This is a genomic window from Arthrobacter sp. efr-133-TYG-118, from assembly GCF_030209755.1.
Taxonomy (GTDB): domain Bacteria; phylum Actinomycetota; class Actinomycetes; order Actinomycetales; family Micrococcaceae; genus Arthrobacter.
The window spans coordinates 97,743-112,117 of record NZ_JARVRH010000020.1 but is presented as its reverse complement, the minus strand read 5'-3'; the positions used below and the strand labels follow the sequence as shown (position 1 = coordinate 112,117).

The window sequence follows — 14,375 nt, the reverse complement described above, 5'->3', positions numbered from 1 at the left end:
AATGAGCACGCAGCCAAGCACCCCCGCCCCTGCTGCCCAGCCTGGAAACGTGGTGGATCCCTACCGCGCCTACAACTTCAAGCTCGTCATCCAAGGCGTGGTCCAAGGACATTTCACCAAGGTCGAAGGACTCGGGCTGAAAATCGACCGCATCCTATACCGCTCCGGCGGCGAGAACAGCACGGTCCGGGTCATTCCGGGACAGGTCGAATACACCCCGGTGACGCTCCGCTACGGACTGACCGACTCCACCGAAATGCTCCAATGGCTCTTCAAAGCCGTGGACGGCCATGTGGAGCGCCGCAACGTCTCCATAGCCATGCTCAACGACGCAGGCTCCGTGGAAGTCCGCCGCTGGAATTTGCTGGGCGCCTGGCCGTGCGACTGGTTCGGGGCCCCCTTGGATGCCCTCGGCAAGGACCTGGCCATCGAATCCCTCAGCATCGCGTACGACCGCTTGGAGCTCGATGATGCCCGCGCTCCCGTGGCTTGATGGGAAGTGGCGCCGTTCGGCGGCGCGGCGGCTGCGGGAACTCGCGGAAAGACTCGAACCGCCGCTGCGCCCTGACGCCGCGGCTGGTGATCGGCCCGCGGGAGTAGTTGGAACGGAGCGCGGGGTTGGAACGAAGCGCCCGACGCCGGTGCGCAGGATGGACATATCCGGCGCACCGGAACATTGGGTCCAATTGCTGCGCGACGCCGGCCTCGTCCCCACCACCCCCAACCCCCGCTCACAAACAACCCCCACCACCCCCAACCCCCGCTCACATCACAACGAGTCCCGCCCCGGTATCGTCAGGGAGACTTGGCCTGCAAGCCCACTCGGGAACAACGTCCTTGGGTCCCCTCCCCGGTTGCTCCCCAGCTTGACGCTGGGCAAGGGACTCCAGAGGCCGCCCTCCGCAGGCTCCCCACCAGACCGTGCCATCAGAACCGCAGCGACCTTTTCGGGCCTACCCCTTCCGACGGCGGCAGCCACCACAGGCGAAGAGACGGTCGAAACACCGGCAGCCCCCGTAGTGGAGGCCATATCCCGGCACGCCCAATCGACACTCCCGGTCCTGAGACTTCGTGGAATTCCGCCGGTCAACTCCACCGAATTGTCCGCAACCGAACAAGCAGTGCGATACCAAGAACCCCCAGCCAGTGCAAAGAAGACCAGCCCACTAAACGCCAGCCCACCAAGCGCCCCCATGATTCAGCGGGCCACAACGCCACAGCACCAGTCCCCCGAAGCGGCGCCCGCCGCCGTCGTCCGCTCGGAACGCCCTCGTCGAGAACTCTCTCGCCCAGAACGCCAAGGCCACCCGAGCGCGATTCCGGACCGCACCCCGGCTGCACCAACAACCGGAAACTGGCCGGAATTGGCCCCGCGCCCCCCACGGCAGCCCTCGGAGGAAACATCAGGGGCAGCAACAGCAGCGATGGCCCGCGCCGCCCGGCTGAGCAACGAACATTTGGCGGTCTGACATGGAACGGGTCGCTTTCCTGATCGAGGACACCGGGGAACACCTTGGCTGCCTGCTCAATCCGGAGACGGTGGTGATGTCACGGGCGGCCGGTGTGGAGCCGCGGCGCTCGGCGGGCGGCAAGCTGACGGGAACGGGCCTCGCGGACGATCCCTTGCTCTTCACTGGCGGCGGGCACACGGAGCTTCGCTTGGATCTCCTGTTCGACGTCGACCTCGCGCCGGCGTCGCTTCATGTCCAGGACGTGCGCCAGATGACGCGGCCCATCTGGGCACTCGCGGAGAATTCGGCTGAGGTGGAGAGGCAACGCCGGCCGCCGTCGGTCAGGTTCGTGTGGGGGCGGGCGTGGAACGTGCCCGGCATCGTGACCGAAGTGGCGGAGCGCTTCGACCGCTTTTCTCCGGACGGCTCCCCCTTGCGCTCATGGATGCGCATGGTGTTCGTGCGGGTCGGGCAGAGCGCTGACGAGGAAGGTGGCGAGAACTACGAGCTCGCCCAGCGACTGCCGGCCGTTGACCTGACCGCGCCGCCGGTGGATACCCTCGCAGTGGGCGGCGACGGCAGCACAGACAGGGACGCGACAGCGCCCGACGGCGGCGAGCTGCTTCCGGAGGTTCCTCCGGGTGAGTTGGGGCGCCTCAGCCTGGCCGCCTTTGGCACGCCGCTGCTGTGGAAGATGCTGCTGGAGTACAACAACATCGACGATCCCGCCCACTTCAACGGCCCCCTCGCCGTTCCCCCGGTTGGCGAGGCACCATGAGGCGCCCCGCGAAAGGCCCAGCCCGATGAGGCAGCTCCAGGGCCTCCCGGAACTCATCGTCACCCTCGGGCGGCGCCGCCTCTCCGCGGCCGAAACCGCGGCGATCATCTCCGTTCAGGTCCTCAGTTCGCTCGCGAGGCCGGCCCAGTGCCTCATCAGCTGGCGCCCCGGTCCGGGACGCTCGGCCACGGCACGCGGCGGAGTGGACCCCGCGCCCGGGGATGCGCTGCGCGTGGAATTAGGGGGCCAACGCACTCCGCTCTTCGTGGGCGAAGTGACGGTGGTGGAGCACAGCTACGGGGCGGATCTTTCGCAGGAAGTGCGGGTCCGCGCTTACGATGCCCTGCACCGGTTGAGGAAGCGCCAGTTCACGCGGCTCCACAGCGACGTCGACCTCGCCGGGTTGGCCCGCACTCTTGCTGAGGGCACAGGGCTGCACGTGGTGGGCGGCGCAACCCGGCTTGGTGAAGTGTACCAATGCGCGCGCTCGGACTTGAGCCTCTTGGTGGAGCAGAGTGCCCGCGTCGGCGCGTATCCCGTGGTTGATGGAGATGAGCTGCGGCTGGCCGATTTGTCCGGCGAAGGCGAACCGATCGAGCTGGAACTGGGTGGCAGCCTGCATTCGGCAGAGGTGGAGTTGAGCCAGGAGCCGGCGTATCTCGGTGCCAAAGCCACGGGCTGGCGGTCCGACGATGCCTCGGTACAGCAAGCCTCTGCCAGTACAAGCGACGCGAAGGCCGACGTCTCGGCGGACCCCGCTCTCGCCGGCGTGGGCGCCGGCGGCGAGCTCCTGCGCGACAACGAGTCTTTCGCCTCCGAATCCTTGGCCCATGGCCTGGCCCAGGCGGAACTGGACGTCCGGATGGCGGGGCAAGTCACCGCCGTCTTCGTGGCCGACGGCGATCCCCGCCTCCGCGCGGGGCGCCGGGTTCGCGTGCGCGGACTCGCGACGTCGCTCGAAGGCACCTACGCGATTGCCACCGCCACTCACAAGCTGGATGGCACGGGCTACGAAACCACCATCACCACACGTCCCCCGGAAGCCACGACCGCCCGGCATCCCGACGTCTTCACCCTGGGCACGGTCCTGGACGTTGAGGATCCGGAAGGACGCGGCCGGGCACGGGTCCGGCTCCCCGCGTATCCGCCGCTGGAATCAGCCTGGGCGCCCGTCCTGGCAATCGGAGCTGGAGCAGGGAAAGGCTTCGTAGTGCCGCCCGCCCCGGAAGACACTGTGCTGGTCCTGCTACCTGCCACGGATCCGGCCCAGGCCATCATTCTGGGCGGCCTGTACGGCCGGGACCAGACACCGGACAACAGTGTGAACACACCCCGGGATAGCCGCTACATCTTCCGCAGCGCTGACGGGCAGCAGATAGTGCTCGACGGCGGCAGCCGCACCGTCAGTTTCACGGACGGGCACGGTTCCTCAGTGGAACTCGGTCCGGAGACGCTGCTTATCACCTCGGCTACGGACTTGCTCCTAGAAGCACCGGGCAAGGCCATGAGGATCCGGGCCAAGACTGTCGATTTCGAGGAGGCCTGATGCTGAAGTTCCTCGTCAAAGAAGCCATCCTGCGCTGCGGTCACGACGGCAAGGTGGAAAACGTGCCTTCCCAGCAGTGGGTCCGCGTTGCCGGTTCGCCGGTTTTGGTCGAGTACGACCCCCAAGGACGCGACATCAGCATGTGCCCCAACGTCGGCCTCAACATCAAGCCCTGCAACAAGACGCTACCGGTGATCAAGGGCTATTCGGGTTTTGTCCGGATCGGCGGCAAGAGAATCTGCCTGGACACAGTGGAGGGCTACACGGACGGCACTCCGCCCGGTGCCGTGAAGTACACGGTCCGGAGGCCAGGCCAGGAATTCGTGGCGGCGGGGTCATGAGAGGCGGCCGGCCGTGAGCATCCCCAGATACAAGTCGGTGGCCTTCGTACACCCGGACTTCGATGCCGCCACCGGCCTTCCCGGTTTGCGGCTGAACCCCGACGGACGGCTCGCCACTGTCACGGATGCGGCGTCCGTGCGTCAGGCGCTCCTCCTGCTGCTGAGCACCAGGCCCGGCGAGCGCGTCAACCGGCCCACGTACGGCTGCCATCTGTTCCGGCTCGCTTTCGCGCCCGCGGATGACACCACGGCAGGCTTGGCCATCCATTATATTGCCCGGGCCGTGGAGCAATGGGAGCCCCGGATCACCGTCTTGTCCTTGGATGCCTCCCGGTCCCCGGAAAGCCCCGAGGTGCTGGAGGTCCGGCTGCGCTACCGGGTCCGTTCCACCCAACTCGAGGACCAGCTCGCCATCGCCCTGCCTGTCGATTCCGGAGGTGCAGCATGAGTATCCCCGTGCCGAATCTTGACGATCGCAGCTTCGCGGACTTGGTGGCCGGTGCCCGCGAGCGCATCCAGCAGATCGCCCCGGATTGGACGGACCTCTCCGTCCATGATCCCGGCATCACCATCCTCGAGGCTTTCGCCTACCTCACGGACACCCTGATGTACCGGCTCAACCGGGTGCCGGAAAAGCTGTATGCGGTTTACTTGAACCTGCTTGGCACCAGCCTCTACCCGCCCAGCACCGCCGAAACCATCCTCGAATTCACCCGCGCGTCCGCGGGAAGCAGTACCGACAGCCAGGACATCCACATCCCCCGCGGAACCCAGGTCAGCTGCCCGCCGGGCGTGCCTGGCTCCCCCCAGCCGGTCTTTACGACGACGACGGCGGCAGTTCTGGGGGCGGGCCAGGCCAGTGTGCAGGTCTCAGCGGCCGATGTCACCTTGTACGACGCCGTCCCGATCGGCGTCGGAACCGGCCGCCCGGGCCAAAGCTTTGTTATCCCCAACGCTCCCATCGTCTCGGGGGCTGGTCTATCCATCGCCATCGAAGTCCCCGCGGGCACCAAGCTGAGCAGCGGCGAGGCCGTCTTGGTGGACGGCAAGCCTTTCCGGTTTTGCCGCGAAGTTGAGGCGTTCGCGGATGCCGGTCCGGATGAGGTGCCGGTCCGCATCGACCGGAGTGCCGGCGTCGTGATGTTCGCATGGTGGGACGATCAGTCCGTAGCGCGGACAGCAATTGTTCCGGGTCCGGGCGCCGAGGTGCGTGCTTGGTACCGCGGCGGCGGAGGGCAGCGCGGCAATGTTGGCGCGGGCCAGCTGACGGTGATGCGCACCCCGATCCCGGGGCTGAAAGTCAGCAACCCGGAAGCCGCCACGGGAGGCCGCGACGGCGAATCTCTGGAGAATGCGCTCCGCCGGGCCCCTCAGGATTTCCAGGCCCGGGACAGGGCCGTCACTGTGCGCGACTACGAGGTCTTGGCCATGCGCCATGGCGGTGTCGCGCGGGCACGTGCATTCACGCGGCGGGACATCTGGGCTTTCGCCAAGCCCGGCGAGGTGGAAGTGGTGCTCGTACCGTTTGTGCCGGGTCCAGTGCGTGCCGCCGAGCTGACAGTCCAGGCACGTGAAAGCGTGCGCCTTGAAGTGGAACAGTACCTGCGCCGCCGCTCCACGGTGGGGGCGGAACCCGTGGTCCGCTGGGGCCTCTACAAGCAAGTGCTGGTGGACGCCAGGATCGTGGTGCGCCCCGACGAGGACGCCGAGGCCGTGAAGTCCAGGATCGTCGGGCGGCTTGCAGAGGGCATCAGTCCGCTGAGTCCGGGCTCCTCCAACTATGGCTCGGGCTTTGGTAAGCCGCTTCGCGTCTCCAACCTCTACCGCGCCATGGAGGAAGCCGAACCAGGAGTCCAGTACGTGGACCGGGTAAGGCTGGAAGTGGACAAGGTTCCGGACACCGATGCCCTGGCGCTGGTGCAGGCCGAAGGACAGGACAACACGTGGTTCGTGGCGCAAGACAGCACCCTTTTCCGCACTACCAACGCGGGTGATGGCTGGGAGGCATGCGCCGAGTTCGCTTCGGAGGCGGCCAGCGAGACGGTAAGGTCAATTGCGCCTTTCCGTTCGCCCGCCCTGGGCCGCCTGGGCGCCGGTGGCTTTGGTCCTGGCGGTTCCGGTCCCGGTCCCGGTCAGCATCCCGGCATGGTTGCTGTCAGCACCGTGACCCCCGCGGGATCGCGCATCTACGTCAGCGATGACCTCGGCGAATCGTGGCGGCGCGCCGCGGAACTGGGCTTCGTCGTCGCGGATTTGTGCTGGGTGGACCGGCAGGGAGTTCCGGTGCTGCTCCTCGCTGGCGAGCATGGTCTCTACGAGCTGCCCATGGACGAGGGGGCCATCCCGGTCCAGAACGTAGTGGACGCCACCCAGCCGGACCGCGGTTTCTACGCAGTGGATGCCTTGGTGGACGTGCGCGGCCGCACTGGCGTGGTGGTGGCCGCGGAAGCCTCCGCGGGCGTCTGGCTTTCCCCAGAAGCCGGGGCCGCCGGCAGCTTCAAGCAGATCAAGCCGGCGGGCGAGGACATCCGCTGCATGACCGTCCAGTACGACGGCGGCGCGAGCTACGTCTGGCTGGGACGTTCCGTACCTGAAGGTACAGGGACGGGCTGCCTCCGATTGAAGATCGATGAACTCGCCCGCACCCAGTTCGATGACGCCCTCATGGCTTCCTGGGAACAATTCGGCGCGGGCTGGACCGGCGGCAGCTGTTGGAGTGTCCACGTGATGGGCACTGCCGCCTACGCCGCCACCCAGAGCGGAGGGGTGCTGCGCCTTCAGCTTGGCCAGGCCTCCGCGCAATGGAGCGTCCCCGATGTCAACTGCAATCTTCCCTTGCGGGACCGGACGCGTTTCGAACCGGTCCGCGCCGTGTCCGGCGCAGTGCGCGACGACGGCACGCAGCTGGTGCTCGCGGCTGGCCCGAAGGGGATCTACCGGAGTACGGACAACGCTGTCTCCTGGGCGAGCTGTACGCGGCGGATGGTTGACGACGTCGTGACGCTTCCCGAGACATGGCTGTTCTCCTCGGGCGAGCACCGGATCGAAGTGGTGCATGGCAATGGTTGAACCCCTGCGGCGCAACTCCCCGATGTTGAAGGTACTGCCCGAGATCTACCAAGTGGCCGCTGAAACCAGCACGCCGCTGCAGGCCCTCATCGCCGTGGCAGAGGACATGCACGGGCCGGTCCGGGATGTCTTGGACCGCATCCACACCGTTCCCGATCCCGGCCGCTCGCCGTCGTCGTTCATTCCCTTCCTGTCGCGCTGGGTGGACCTGGACTGGCTGACCCTACCAAGCCCGGAATCGGTGGACTCCGCGGCAGCAGGAGTCCCGTTGGCCCGCCAGCGGGACCTGATTGCGTGCGCGGCCTCGTTGTCCGCGCGCCGGGGCACTGTGGACGGTCTCACCCGCTTCCTGCAGCTGGCCACCGGGGTCCCGGGGTTCGGCGTCGAATCCGTCCCGGGCGAGTTCCACATCAAGGTTCTGGTCCCCGCGTCCGCCGCCGGGCAAGTGGAGCTGGTCCGCAGAATCGTCAAGGCCATCAAGCCTGCCCACGTGACGGACGAGATCGCGGTGATGGGCACGTGAACGACGAGAACAGGAAGCCCCTCATCGTGGTGATCGTGTGCGGCGTGATCGCCGTGCTCGTCCTGGTTTTCGGCGTCAGCTGCGGAGGCGGAAACAACAACGCGGCGGCCAGTTGGCAGTCGGGCTTCTCGCAGGCCGCCAAAGGGGCCACCCTCACGGCCTCGGACCTTGTTGGCCCGGGCGGCCAATGCTCCGCGGCGGCAACGCAGCTGCTCGTGGTGGGAAGCTGCGTCTTCGAAGTCAAGAAATTCGGAGGCCTGTTCGATCTGGGCAGCCCCACCAAGCGTGCCCGGCTGGCCCCCCAGCAGGCAGTCACCGTGACGCTCCTGGTGGAGGGCACGCGAACCGAACAGGATGTCTCTGCCGGGGACACTGTCAGCCTGACCTTCGGCACTTCAGGAGGGCAACTGGGCATCGCGTGCCGGGTTGTCGGCACGTGTGCGCTGAAGCTCCTGGAAGCAGAAGGATGAGTTCATTGCCTGAAAGGCGGTTGTTGCATGAGCACCATCACCATGACGCTGAGTTCTCCCACGGTAGAACTCAAGGACGACAAAGGTTCCCTCACGGCGTCTGTGACCAACGGAGCTCCGGGCCCCGAACGCGTGGTGCTCGGAGCCTTTCCCGGCGTGGAGAGCACACCGCCGTCCCCGAGCTACACAGCCATCCCCACTCCGCTCCGGACCATCGCTGCCGGAGCCACGGAGCAATACCTGGTAAATTTCGACACCACCGGCGCCGCGCCCGGCTCTTATCCCGTGAAACTGATCGCCTACTCTGCCGACGACGCCCCTGAGGACTATGCCGACCAGGCCCACGTGGTCACACTGGTCGTCACCAAGCCCGCCGAATCGCCCAAGCCCGCACGCGGATTCCCATGGCTGTGGGTGATCATCGGCGGCGTCGTGCTTTTGGCGGCCATCGGTGGGGTGATCTGGTTCCTTCTCAAGGACGTCAATGTGCCTGATGTGAAGGGAAAGCCGCAAGCAGAAGCGGTGCAGATCCTCAAGGACGCCGGCTTCTCCGCAATCACCACGGACAAGGAAAGCGATCAAACCGCCGGGACGGTGGTAACGCAGTCTCCGGAGGCCAACAAGTCCGCCGGGCGCGGTTCCACGGTCAACCTGGAGATCGCGACGCCGGTGAAATCGGTGGTGCCCGCGGTCCTTGGCTCGCGGATCGAAAATGCCCGGACCGCCTTCCAGAACGCGAAAATCCAGCTCGATTTCACCCAGGGCTCCACCTGCCAGGCCTCGCCCGGATTCTTGCAAATCTGCGTTGTGGTGGGGGTAAATCCCGATGTCGGGAGCAAGGTGAACCAGAACGCCCTGGTGCTGGTCCGCACCGAAATACGGCAAAGCGTCATCATCGAGCCGAATCCGATCAACATTTGCATGGTCCAGCCGCAGATCTGCGCAGTCAAGCAGTAAGGCGGTCTTGCGCCTGCATGTCATCCGGTGCAGAAACGGTGCGGCTCATGAAATGATCAACCATGCGTCCGATGCAGCACTCCAGCAAACTACAGAACGTCCGCTATGAACTCCGTGGGCCCATCCTCCAAGCGGCCAAAACCATGGAGGCCGAAGGTCACCGCATCCTCAAGATGAATCTTGGGGACACCGCGCCGTTCGGACTTGAGGCGCCGGAGTCCGTCGTGGTGGACATGATCCACCACCTCCGCGGGGCCCAGGGGTACAGCGATTCCAAGGGCATCTTCACAGCTCGCACCGCGATTTCCCAGTATTACCAGACCAAGAACCTGATGAATATCGGCGTCGAGGATATCTTCATTGGCAACGGCGTCAGCGAACTGATCTCCATGACGCTGCAGGCCTTCTTGGAGAACGGCGACGAGGTTCTCATTCCCGCTCCGGACTATCCGTTGTGGACGGCCACCGTGACGCTCACGGGCGGCAAGCCGGTGCACTATCTCTGCGATGAGGGCCAGAACTGGTGGCCGGACATGTCCGACGTCGAAGCGAAGATCACCAAGCGCACGAAGGCCATCGTCATCATCAACCCGAACAACCCGACGGGTGCGGTATATCCCCGCCACATCCTGGAGCAGTTCGCGGCGCTGGCCCGCAAGCATGATCTTGTCCTGTTCTCGGACGAGATCTACGAGAAGATCCGCTACGAGGACGCCCAGCACATCCACATGGCTTCCGTGGCAGACGACATCTGCGTCCTGACCTTCAGTGGCCTCTCCAAGGCTTACCGTATGCCCGGTTACCGTGCCGGCTGGGTCGCCCTGACCGGTCCGCATGCTGCTACCGCCGAATACCGTGAGGCTCTGGAACTGCTTGCTTCCCTCCGTTTGTGCTCCAATGTTCCGGCACAGCACGCCATCCAAACCTGTCTGGGTGGCTACCAGAGCATCGAGGAACTCATCAGGCCAGGTGGCCGGCTCCGCGAACAACGGGATCTCGCCTTGAAGCTCCTCACGGCGATCCCCGGCGTGAGCTGCGTTCCGGCGGCCGGTGCCATGTATTTGTTCCCGCGGCTGGATCCTGACGTCTACCCGATCGAGAGCGACGAGAAATTCGTCCTCGACCTCCTGCAGGACCAGAAAATCCTGGTCTCCCACGGCTCGGCCTTCAACTGGCCAACTCCGGACCACTTCCGCTTCGTGATTCTGCCGTCTGTCCGCGAGATCGAGGAGGCCGTGCGTAGGATCGCAACCTTCCTGGCCGCCTATCGGAACCGGCCTCAGGAGTAGGGCCGGCGCCGCCGCGCTCCCCCCCAACGCTCGCTCACCTATCGCCGCGCTCCCCCCAACGCTCGCTCACCTTAGTCCCCCGCCGAGCCGCTGACCCGCAGTGCGTTGATGATGGCCGGTATGGATCCGATGAGCATGATGAGGGCCCACACCAAGGCAACCACCACGGTAATGAGCGCCCAGAACTGGTCCCCGATGGACACGAGCGGGCCGGGAAGGAATCCGTGAATGAGGCCAAGAACAAGCTGCAGGAGGACCGATACCAGAAGCAGCACCACGAGCCCGGTGACCTTCAGGAACTTCGGCTGGCTCAAGACCAGCAGCACTGCGAAGACGATCTTCAGCAGCAGCAAAAGGGCGAGGATGGCCGCCGCCTGGCTCGTGGGAAAACTCCCCCATAACGCCAGGTAGGCAATGGTCCCGAAGGGTGCGGCCACGAACAGGCCGAACATCAGGAACAGCTTTGCCAACGCCAGGAGGGCTGTGAAGAACGCCCCCACCACCCAGAGAAACGTGACAATCAAGGTAACGATGCCTTGAACCCGCCCGTAAACCCTGAGGTCCATGATCAGGCTGAGCCCAAGCATCACCACGGTGAACAGCAACAGCCCGTCCAGGAACGCAAGGAAACCGATTCCAGCGCCCGGCGGCGCAGCTGACGCGCGCTGGGTCTTGAGGAAGACATCAATAGGAACGCCGAGCTTGTCCGCTTGGTCGGGGGAAACAGGCTCGACGGCGGTCCCTCCGAGGAGGATCGACAAGCCGATTTCAGCCAGGACGACGACGGCGAAGACGGCCGCTGCCGCAATGAAGAACGGGCGACGCAAGGCGTCCGGGGATGGTCCGTCACGCAGCCCGCCGAGGCCCGATCCGCGCCCCAGTTGCGCCCCCCGACCCCACCACGCTGCGGCCATGGGTCCATTGTGGTGGGGTCGGGGGTCTAATACAAGCAGCCAAAATCCGCGCGGGGCAAGAAGCAATGCCCAGGGGTCATTAATGCACGGGGTTCGTTGCTTCTTCCTCGCGGCCGGTTTTTTGATCGCTGCGTAGCTGTGCGGCCTGGCAGCCGATCACTTTCCAGCCTTCGGACACCCAGGTGCGCCACTGCTCTTCGTAGTCGTCCCGGCTGTTGAGCCGTTCGGGGGTCGCGTGGAATAGGAAGGTGGCCTGCGGATCGAATGAGCCGAAATATGCGTCCTCGTCCATGGCCGAATAGGCCGCAACGATCCGTTCCGCTGCCGACATGACTTCTTCCGGCGTTAGCTGCGGGCTCATCTATCATGCAACAGCTGATGCCTTTTAGGTAACATATTTCGTCGAAGAGTCATTGAGCAGTTCCGCCCGCTTTCCACCCCATCGGGGTAGCGTTTCCCTATGAACGAGCAGAAGCCTGAAGACGTCTACACACACGGCCACCACGAGTCCGTCGTACGCGCCCACGCCTCCCGCACAGCCGAGAACTCTGCCGCGTTTGTCATCCCGCATCTCACCGCCGGGACATCAGTGCTCGACGTCGGCTGCGGACCTGGGAGCATCACCTGCGACTTCGCGGAGTTGGTGGCTCCCGCGAAGGTAGTCGGGCTCGACCGTTCCGCCGACATCGTGGCCCAGGCTGCGTCGCTCGCGGCCGAACGGGGTGTGGAAAACGTGGAATTCGTGACCGGTAACATCTACGATCTGGACTTCGAGGACGAGACCTTCGACCTCGTCCACGCCCACCAAGTCCTGCAGCACCTGACCGACCCCGTGGCCGCGTTGCGCGAAATGCGGCGCGTGGCCAAACCCGGCGCCATCGTGGCTGTGCGCGACGCCGATTTTCACGGCATGAGCTGGTATCCGGAGGTCCGCGAACTCGACGACTGGATGGAGCTCTACCAGAAGATCGCCCGACGGAATGGTGCAGAGCCCGACGCCGGGCGGCGGCTCGTATCCTGGGCGCAGCAGGCGGGCTTCACCGACGTCGCGCCCTCCAGCAGCAACTGGCTGTACGCCACCGCGCAGCAGCGCCGTTGGCAATCGCGGGTGTGGAGCGAACGCGTCTTGCACTCCGCCTTTGCCGAGCAGGCGCTGGAATACGGTCTGGCCAACGAGGCTGACCTGGCCCGGATCGCCGCCGGTTGGCACCGCTGGGGGTCCACGGATGATGGCTTCTTCCTGATCCCGAACGGGGAAGTCATCGCGCGGGCGTAGTCGTCCGCGAATAGTTTTTCGGGATTTTCCATCAACCATGTCGAAAACCGCCCTGTAGTTCCGACCCATGAACGAAAGCGCCCACACGGAGCGCCCTGATAAGGAGTTCGAGATGAAATACATGATCATGATGTTTGGTTCTGCCGAGGGCATGATGGAAACCGCCGATCCCGAATGGATCAGGGAAATGATCGGCTTCATGATCCAGATCGACAAGGATCTCAGCGATTCAGGCGAGATGGTTTTCAACGCGGGACTGGCTGACCCAGGCACGGCCAAGCTGGTCAAGCAGACGGACAACGGGGTCATCACCACCGATGGGCCTTTCGCCGAGGCCAAGGAATCCCTCATCGGCTACTGGGTGGTGGACGTCGCGAGCGAGGAACGGGCCGTGGAAATCTGTTCCAGCATCGTGAAGTACGCGCCGGTTGTGGAGCTTCGCCGCGTCCAGGACGCACCACCGGAGGTCTAGCTCTTGGCCGAGCCTTCCGGTGAATCCACGGTCGAGGACCTGCTGCGCACGCTTGCGCCGCAGGTCCTTGGCGTGCTCGTCCGCAGGTACGGCCAATTCGCCGAGTGCGAGGATGCCGTCCAGGAGGCACTACTCGAGGCAGCGTTGCAATGGCCGGTCTCCGGGGTCCCGGACAACCCCAGATCCTGGCTACTCACGGTCGCCACACGGCGGTTGGTGGACTACTGGCGCAGCGAAAGTGCCAGACAGGCACGCGAACAACGCGCAGCAGCCATGGAACCGCCGCCTCGCGAGGAGCCTTCTTCGCTCAGTGAAACGGACGGGTTTGCGGAAGATACCCTCACCCTCCTTTTCCTGTGCTGCCACCCTGCCCTCTCAGCACCCTCGCAGCTGGCACTGACTTTGCGGGCAGTCGGAGGGCTCACGACGGCGGAAATCGCCAGCGCGTTCTTTGTCCCGGAGGCCACCATGGGCCAGAGGATCAGCCGGGCCAAGCAGAGCATCAAGAAGGCCGGAGCCCATTTCGAGCTCCCGGAAACGGCCGAGCGAAAGGCCCGGCTCGGCGTCGTACTCCACGTCCTATACCTGATCTTCAACGAGGGCTACGCGGCGAGTTCCGGGCCCTCCATGCAGCGCGAAGACCTCACGGCGGAGGCCATCCGCCTCACGCGGCTCCTGCGCGTCCTGCTCCCGGGCGAGCGTGAGGTGGGCGGACTGCTGGCCCTCATGCTCCTTACGGATGCACGACGCCGGGCGAGGTCCCTCCCGGACGGGATGCTGGTGCCGCTAGCCGAGCAGGATCGCCGGCTGTGGGACACGACGCAGATCGCCGAGGGCCTTGAACTCTTGTCGGCCGTGCTGGGGATTGAGCGTCCGGGACCCTACCAGCTGCAGGCCGCGATCGCGGCGGTCCATGCCGAGGCGGCCTCCGCGGAGCAGACCGACTGGCCACAGATCCTGGCGTTGTACACGGTCCTCGAAGCCATGGCCCCAAGCCCGGTGGTGGCACTGAACCGGGCAGTTGCCGTGGCAATGGTTGAAGGGCCGCAGGTGGCCCTTGAGCTGCTGGATGGGCTTGATGTCGAGTTGAAAAGGTGGCACAGGCTCGACGCCGTTCGCGGGCACTTACTCGAAATGTCCGGTGACCTTGCGGCCGCCAGGGAGTGCTTTCTCGCCGCGGCAAGGAAAACGGGGAGCCTGCAGGAGCGGCAATATCTCCTGGTGAAGGCGGCCAAGCTGGGGCAGTTGTCCACATAGGCAAAGTGGTCTCTGTCGGCGGCCCGCGGCGG

15 protein-coding genes are annotated in these 14,375 nt (G+C 65.3%); 13 read left to right on the top strand and 2 right to left on the bottom strand.

Going from position 1 to position 14,375, the window contains the following annotated elements; all coding sequences use genetic code 11:
• The first annotated feature begins 1 nt into the window (after nt 1).
• The 10 genes from QRN59_RS16635 to QRN59_RS16590 all read left to right on the top strand — a co-directional run bounded on the left by QRN59_RS16635 (nt 2) and on the right by QRN59_RS16590 (nt 10,424).
• Nucleotides 2-493 carry a phage tail protein gene (locus QRN59_RS16635; RefSeq protein ID WP_268020181.1) on the top strand — a complete coding sequence of 164 codons (492 nt, stop codon included), beginning with the start codon at nt 2-4 and terminating at the stop codon, nt 491-493.
• A gap of 977 nt (nt 494-1,470) precedes the next feature.
• On the top strand, nt 1,471-2,229 hold the full coding sequence (locus tag QRN59_RS16630; protein ID WP_284983597.1) for a CIS tube protein: 759 nt from the start codon (nt 1,471-1,473) through the stop codon (nt 2,227-2,229).
• A gap of 25 nt (nt 2,230-2,254) precedes the next feature.
• Nucleotides 2,255-3,775, top strand: a complete 1,521-nt coding sequence (locus tag QRN59_RS16625; RefSeq protein ID WP_284983596.1) for a phage baseplate assembly protein V — start codon at nt 2,255-2,257, stop codon at nt 3,773-3,775.
• On the top strand, nt 3,775-4,116 hold the full coding sequence (locus tag QRN59_RS16620; RefSeq protein WP_284983595.1) for a hypothetical protein: 342 nt from the start codon (nt 3,775-3,777) through the stop codon (nt 4,114-4,116). Before QRN59_RS16625 ends, QRN59_RS16620 begins: the two co-directional genes overlap by 1 nt.
• Before the next feature lie 13 nt (nt 4,117-4,129).
• Nucleotides 4,130-4,564 carry a GPW/gp25 family protein gene (locus QRN59_RS16615; RefSeq protein ID WP_284983594.1) on the top strand — a complete coding sequence of 145 codons (435 nt, stop codon included), beginning with the start codon at nt 4,130-4,132 and terminating at the stop codon, nt 4,562-4,564.
• On the top strand, nt 4,561-7,185 hold the full coding sequence (locus QRN59_RS16610; protein ID WP_284983593.1) for a baseplate J/gp47 family protein: 2,625 nt from the start codon (nt 4,561-4,563) through the stop codon (nt 7,183-7,185). Before QRN59_RS16615 ends, QRN59_RS16610 begins: the two co-directional genes overlap by 4 nt.
• The gene (locus QRN59_RS16605) at nt 7,178-7,708 is read left to right on the top strand and encodes a phage tail protein (protein ID WP_284983592.1); all 531 of its coding nucleotides are present in this window, start codon (nt 7,178-7,180) and stop codon (nt 7,706-7,708) included. Before QRN59_RS16610 ends, QRN59_RS16605 begins: the two co-directional genes overlap by 8 nt.
• On the top strand, nt 7,705-8,178 hold the full coding sequence (locus QRN59_RS16600) for a hypothetical protein (RefSeq protein WP_284983591.1): 474 nt from the start codon (nt 7,705-7,707) through the stop codon (nt 8,176-8,178). The genes QRN59_RS16605 and QRN59_RS16600 overlap by 4 nt, the downstream gene beginning before the upstream one ends.
• A gap of 27 nt (nt 8,179-8,205) precedes the next feature.
• On the top strand, nt 8,206-9,135 hold the full coding sequence (locus QRN59_RS16595) for a PASTA domain-containing protein (protein ID WP_284983590.1): 930 nt from the start codon (nt 8,206-8,208) through the stop codon (nt 9,133-9,135).
• Nucleotides 9,136-9,197: 62 nt separating this feature from the next.
• On the top strand, nt 9,198-10,424 hold the full coding sequence (locus QRN59_RS16590) for a pyridoxal phosphate-dependent aminotransferase (protein ID WP_284983589.1): 1,227 nt from the start codon (nt 9,198-9,200) through the stop codon (nt 10,422-10,424).
• 71 nt (nt 10,425-10,495) lie between these two features.
• On the opposite strand, the gene QRN59_RS16585 is transcribed toward QRN59_RS16590, so the two are convergent.
• Together QRN59_RS16585 and QRN59_RS16580 are read right to left on the bottom strand one after the other, a co-directional pair.
• Nucleotides 10,496-11,338, bottom strand: a complete 843-nt coding sequence (locus QRN59_RS16585) for a hypothetical protein (RefSeq protein WP_284983588.1) — start codon at nt 11,336-11,338, stop codon at nt 10,496-10,498.
• Nucleotides 11,339-11,417: 79 nt separating this feature from the next.
• On the bottom strand, nt 11,418-11,699 hold the full coding sequence (locus QRN59_RS16580; protein WP_284983587.1) for a nuclear transport factor 2 family protein: 282 nt from the start codon (nt 11,697-11,699) through the stop codon (nt 11,418-11,420).
• A 99-nt stretch (nt 11,700-11,798) separates the two neighbouring features.
• On the opposite strand from QRN59_RS16580, the gene QRN59_RS16575 reads away from it, so the two are divergent.
• The 3 genes from QRN59_RS16575 to QRN59_RS16565 all read left to right on the top strand — a co-directional run bounded on the left by QRN59_RS16575 (nt 11,799) and on the right by QRN59_RS16565 (nt 14,343).
• Nucleotides 11,799-12,614, top strand: a complete 816-nt coding sequence (locus tag QRN59_RS16575; RefSeq protein ID WP_284983586.1) for a methyltransferase domain-containing protein — start codon at nt 11,799-11,801, stop codon at nt 12,612-12,614.
• Nucleotides 12,615-12,726: 112 nt separating this feature from the next.
• On the top strand, nt 12,727-13,086 hold the full coding sequence (locus tag QRN59_RS16570) for a YciI family protein (protein ID WP_284983585.1): 360 nt from the start codon (nt 12,727-12,729) through the stop codon (nt 13,084-13,086).
• A 3-nt stretch (nt 13,087-13,089) separates the two neighbouring features.
• On the top strand, nt 13,090-14,343 hold the full coding sequence (locus QRN59_RS16565; protein ID WP_284983584.1) for an RNA polymerase sigma factor: 1,254 nt from the start codon (nt 13,090-13,092) through the stop codon (nt 14,341-14,343).
• Nucleotides 14,344-14,375 lie beyond the last annotated feature (32 nt).

What these genes read in the sequence shown, in the direction of transcription:
- QRN59_RS16625 (WP_284983596.1), top strand. Translation starts at nt 2,255, where the DNA reads ATGAGGCAGCTCCAGGGCCTCCCGGAACTCATCGTCACCCTCGGGCGG.
- QRN59_RS16620 (WP_284983595.1), top strand. Translation starts at nt 3,775, where the DNA reads ATGCTGAAGTTCCTCGTCAAAGAAGCCATCCTGCGCTGCGGTCACGAC.
- QRN59_RS16605 (WP_284983592.1), top strand. Translation starts at nt 7,178, where the DNA reads ATGGTTGAACCCCTGCGGCGCAACTCCCCGATGTTGAAGGTACTGCCC.
- QRN59_RS16635 (WP_268020181.1), top strand. Translation starts at nt 2, where the DNA reads ATGAGCACGCAGCCAAGCACCCCCGCCCCTGCTGCCCAGCCTGGAAAC.
- QRN59_RS16630 (WP_284983597.1), top strand. Translation starts at nt 1,471, where the DNA reads ATGGAACGGGTCGCTTTCCTGATCGAGGACACCGGGGAACACCTTGGC.
- QRN59_RS16590 (WP_284983589.1), top strand. Translation starts at nt 9,198, where the DNA reads ATGCGTCCGATGCAGCACTCCAGCAAACTACAGAACGTCCGCTATGAA.
- QRN59_RS16585 (WP_284983588.1), bottom strand. Translation starts at nt 11,338, where the DNA reads ATGGCCGCAGCGTGGTGGGGTCGGGGGGCGCAACTGGGGCGCGGATCG.
- QRN59_RS16610 (WP_284983593.1), top strand. Translation starts at nt 4,561, where the DNA reads ATGAGTATCCCCGTGCCGAATCTTGACGATCGCAGCTTCGCGGACTTG.
- QRN59_RS16580 (WP_284983587.1), bottom strand. Translation starts at nt 11,699, where the DNA reads ATGAGCCCGCAGCTAACGCCGGAAGAAGTCATGTCGGCAGCGGAACGG.
- QRN59_RS16595 (WP_284983590.1), top strand. Translation starts at nt 8,206, where the DNA reads ATGAGCACCATCACCATGACGCTGAGTTCTCCCACGGTAGAACTCAAG.
- QRN59_RS16570 (WP_284983585.1), top strand. Translation starts at nt 12,727, where the DNA reads ATGAAATACATGATCATGATGTTTGGTTCTGCCGAGGGCATGATGGAA.
- QRN59_RS16575 (WP_284983586.1), top strand. Translation starts at nt 11,799, where the DNA reads ATGAACGAGCAGAAGCCTGAAGACGTCTACACACACGGCCACCACGAG.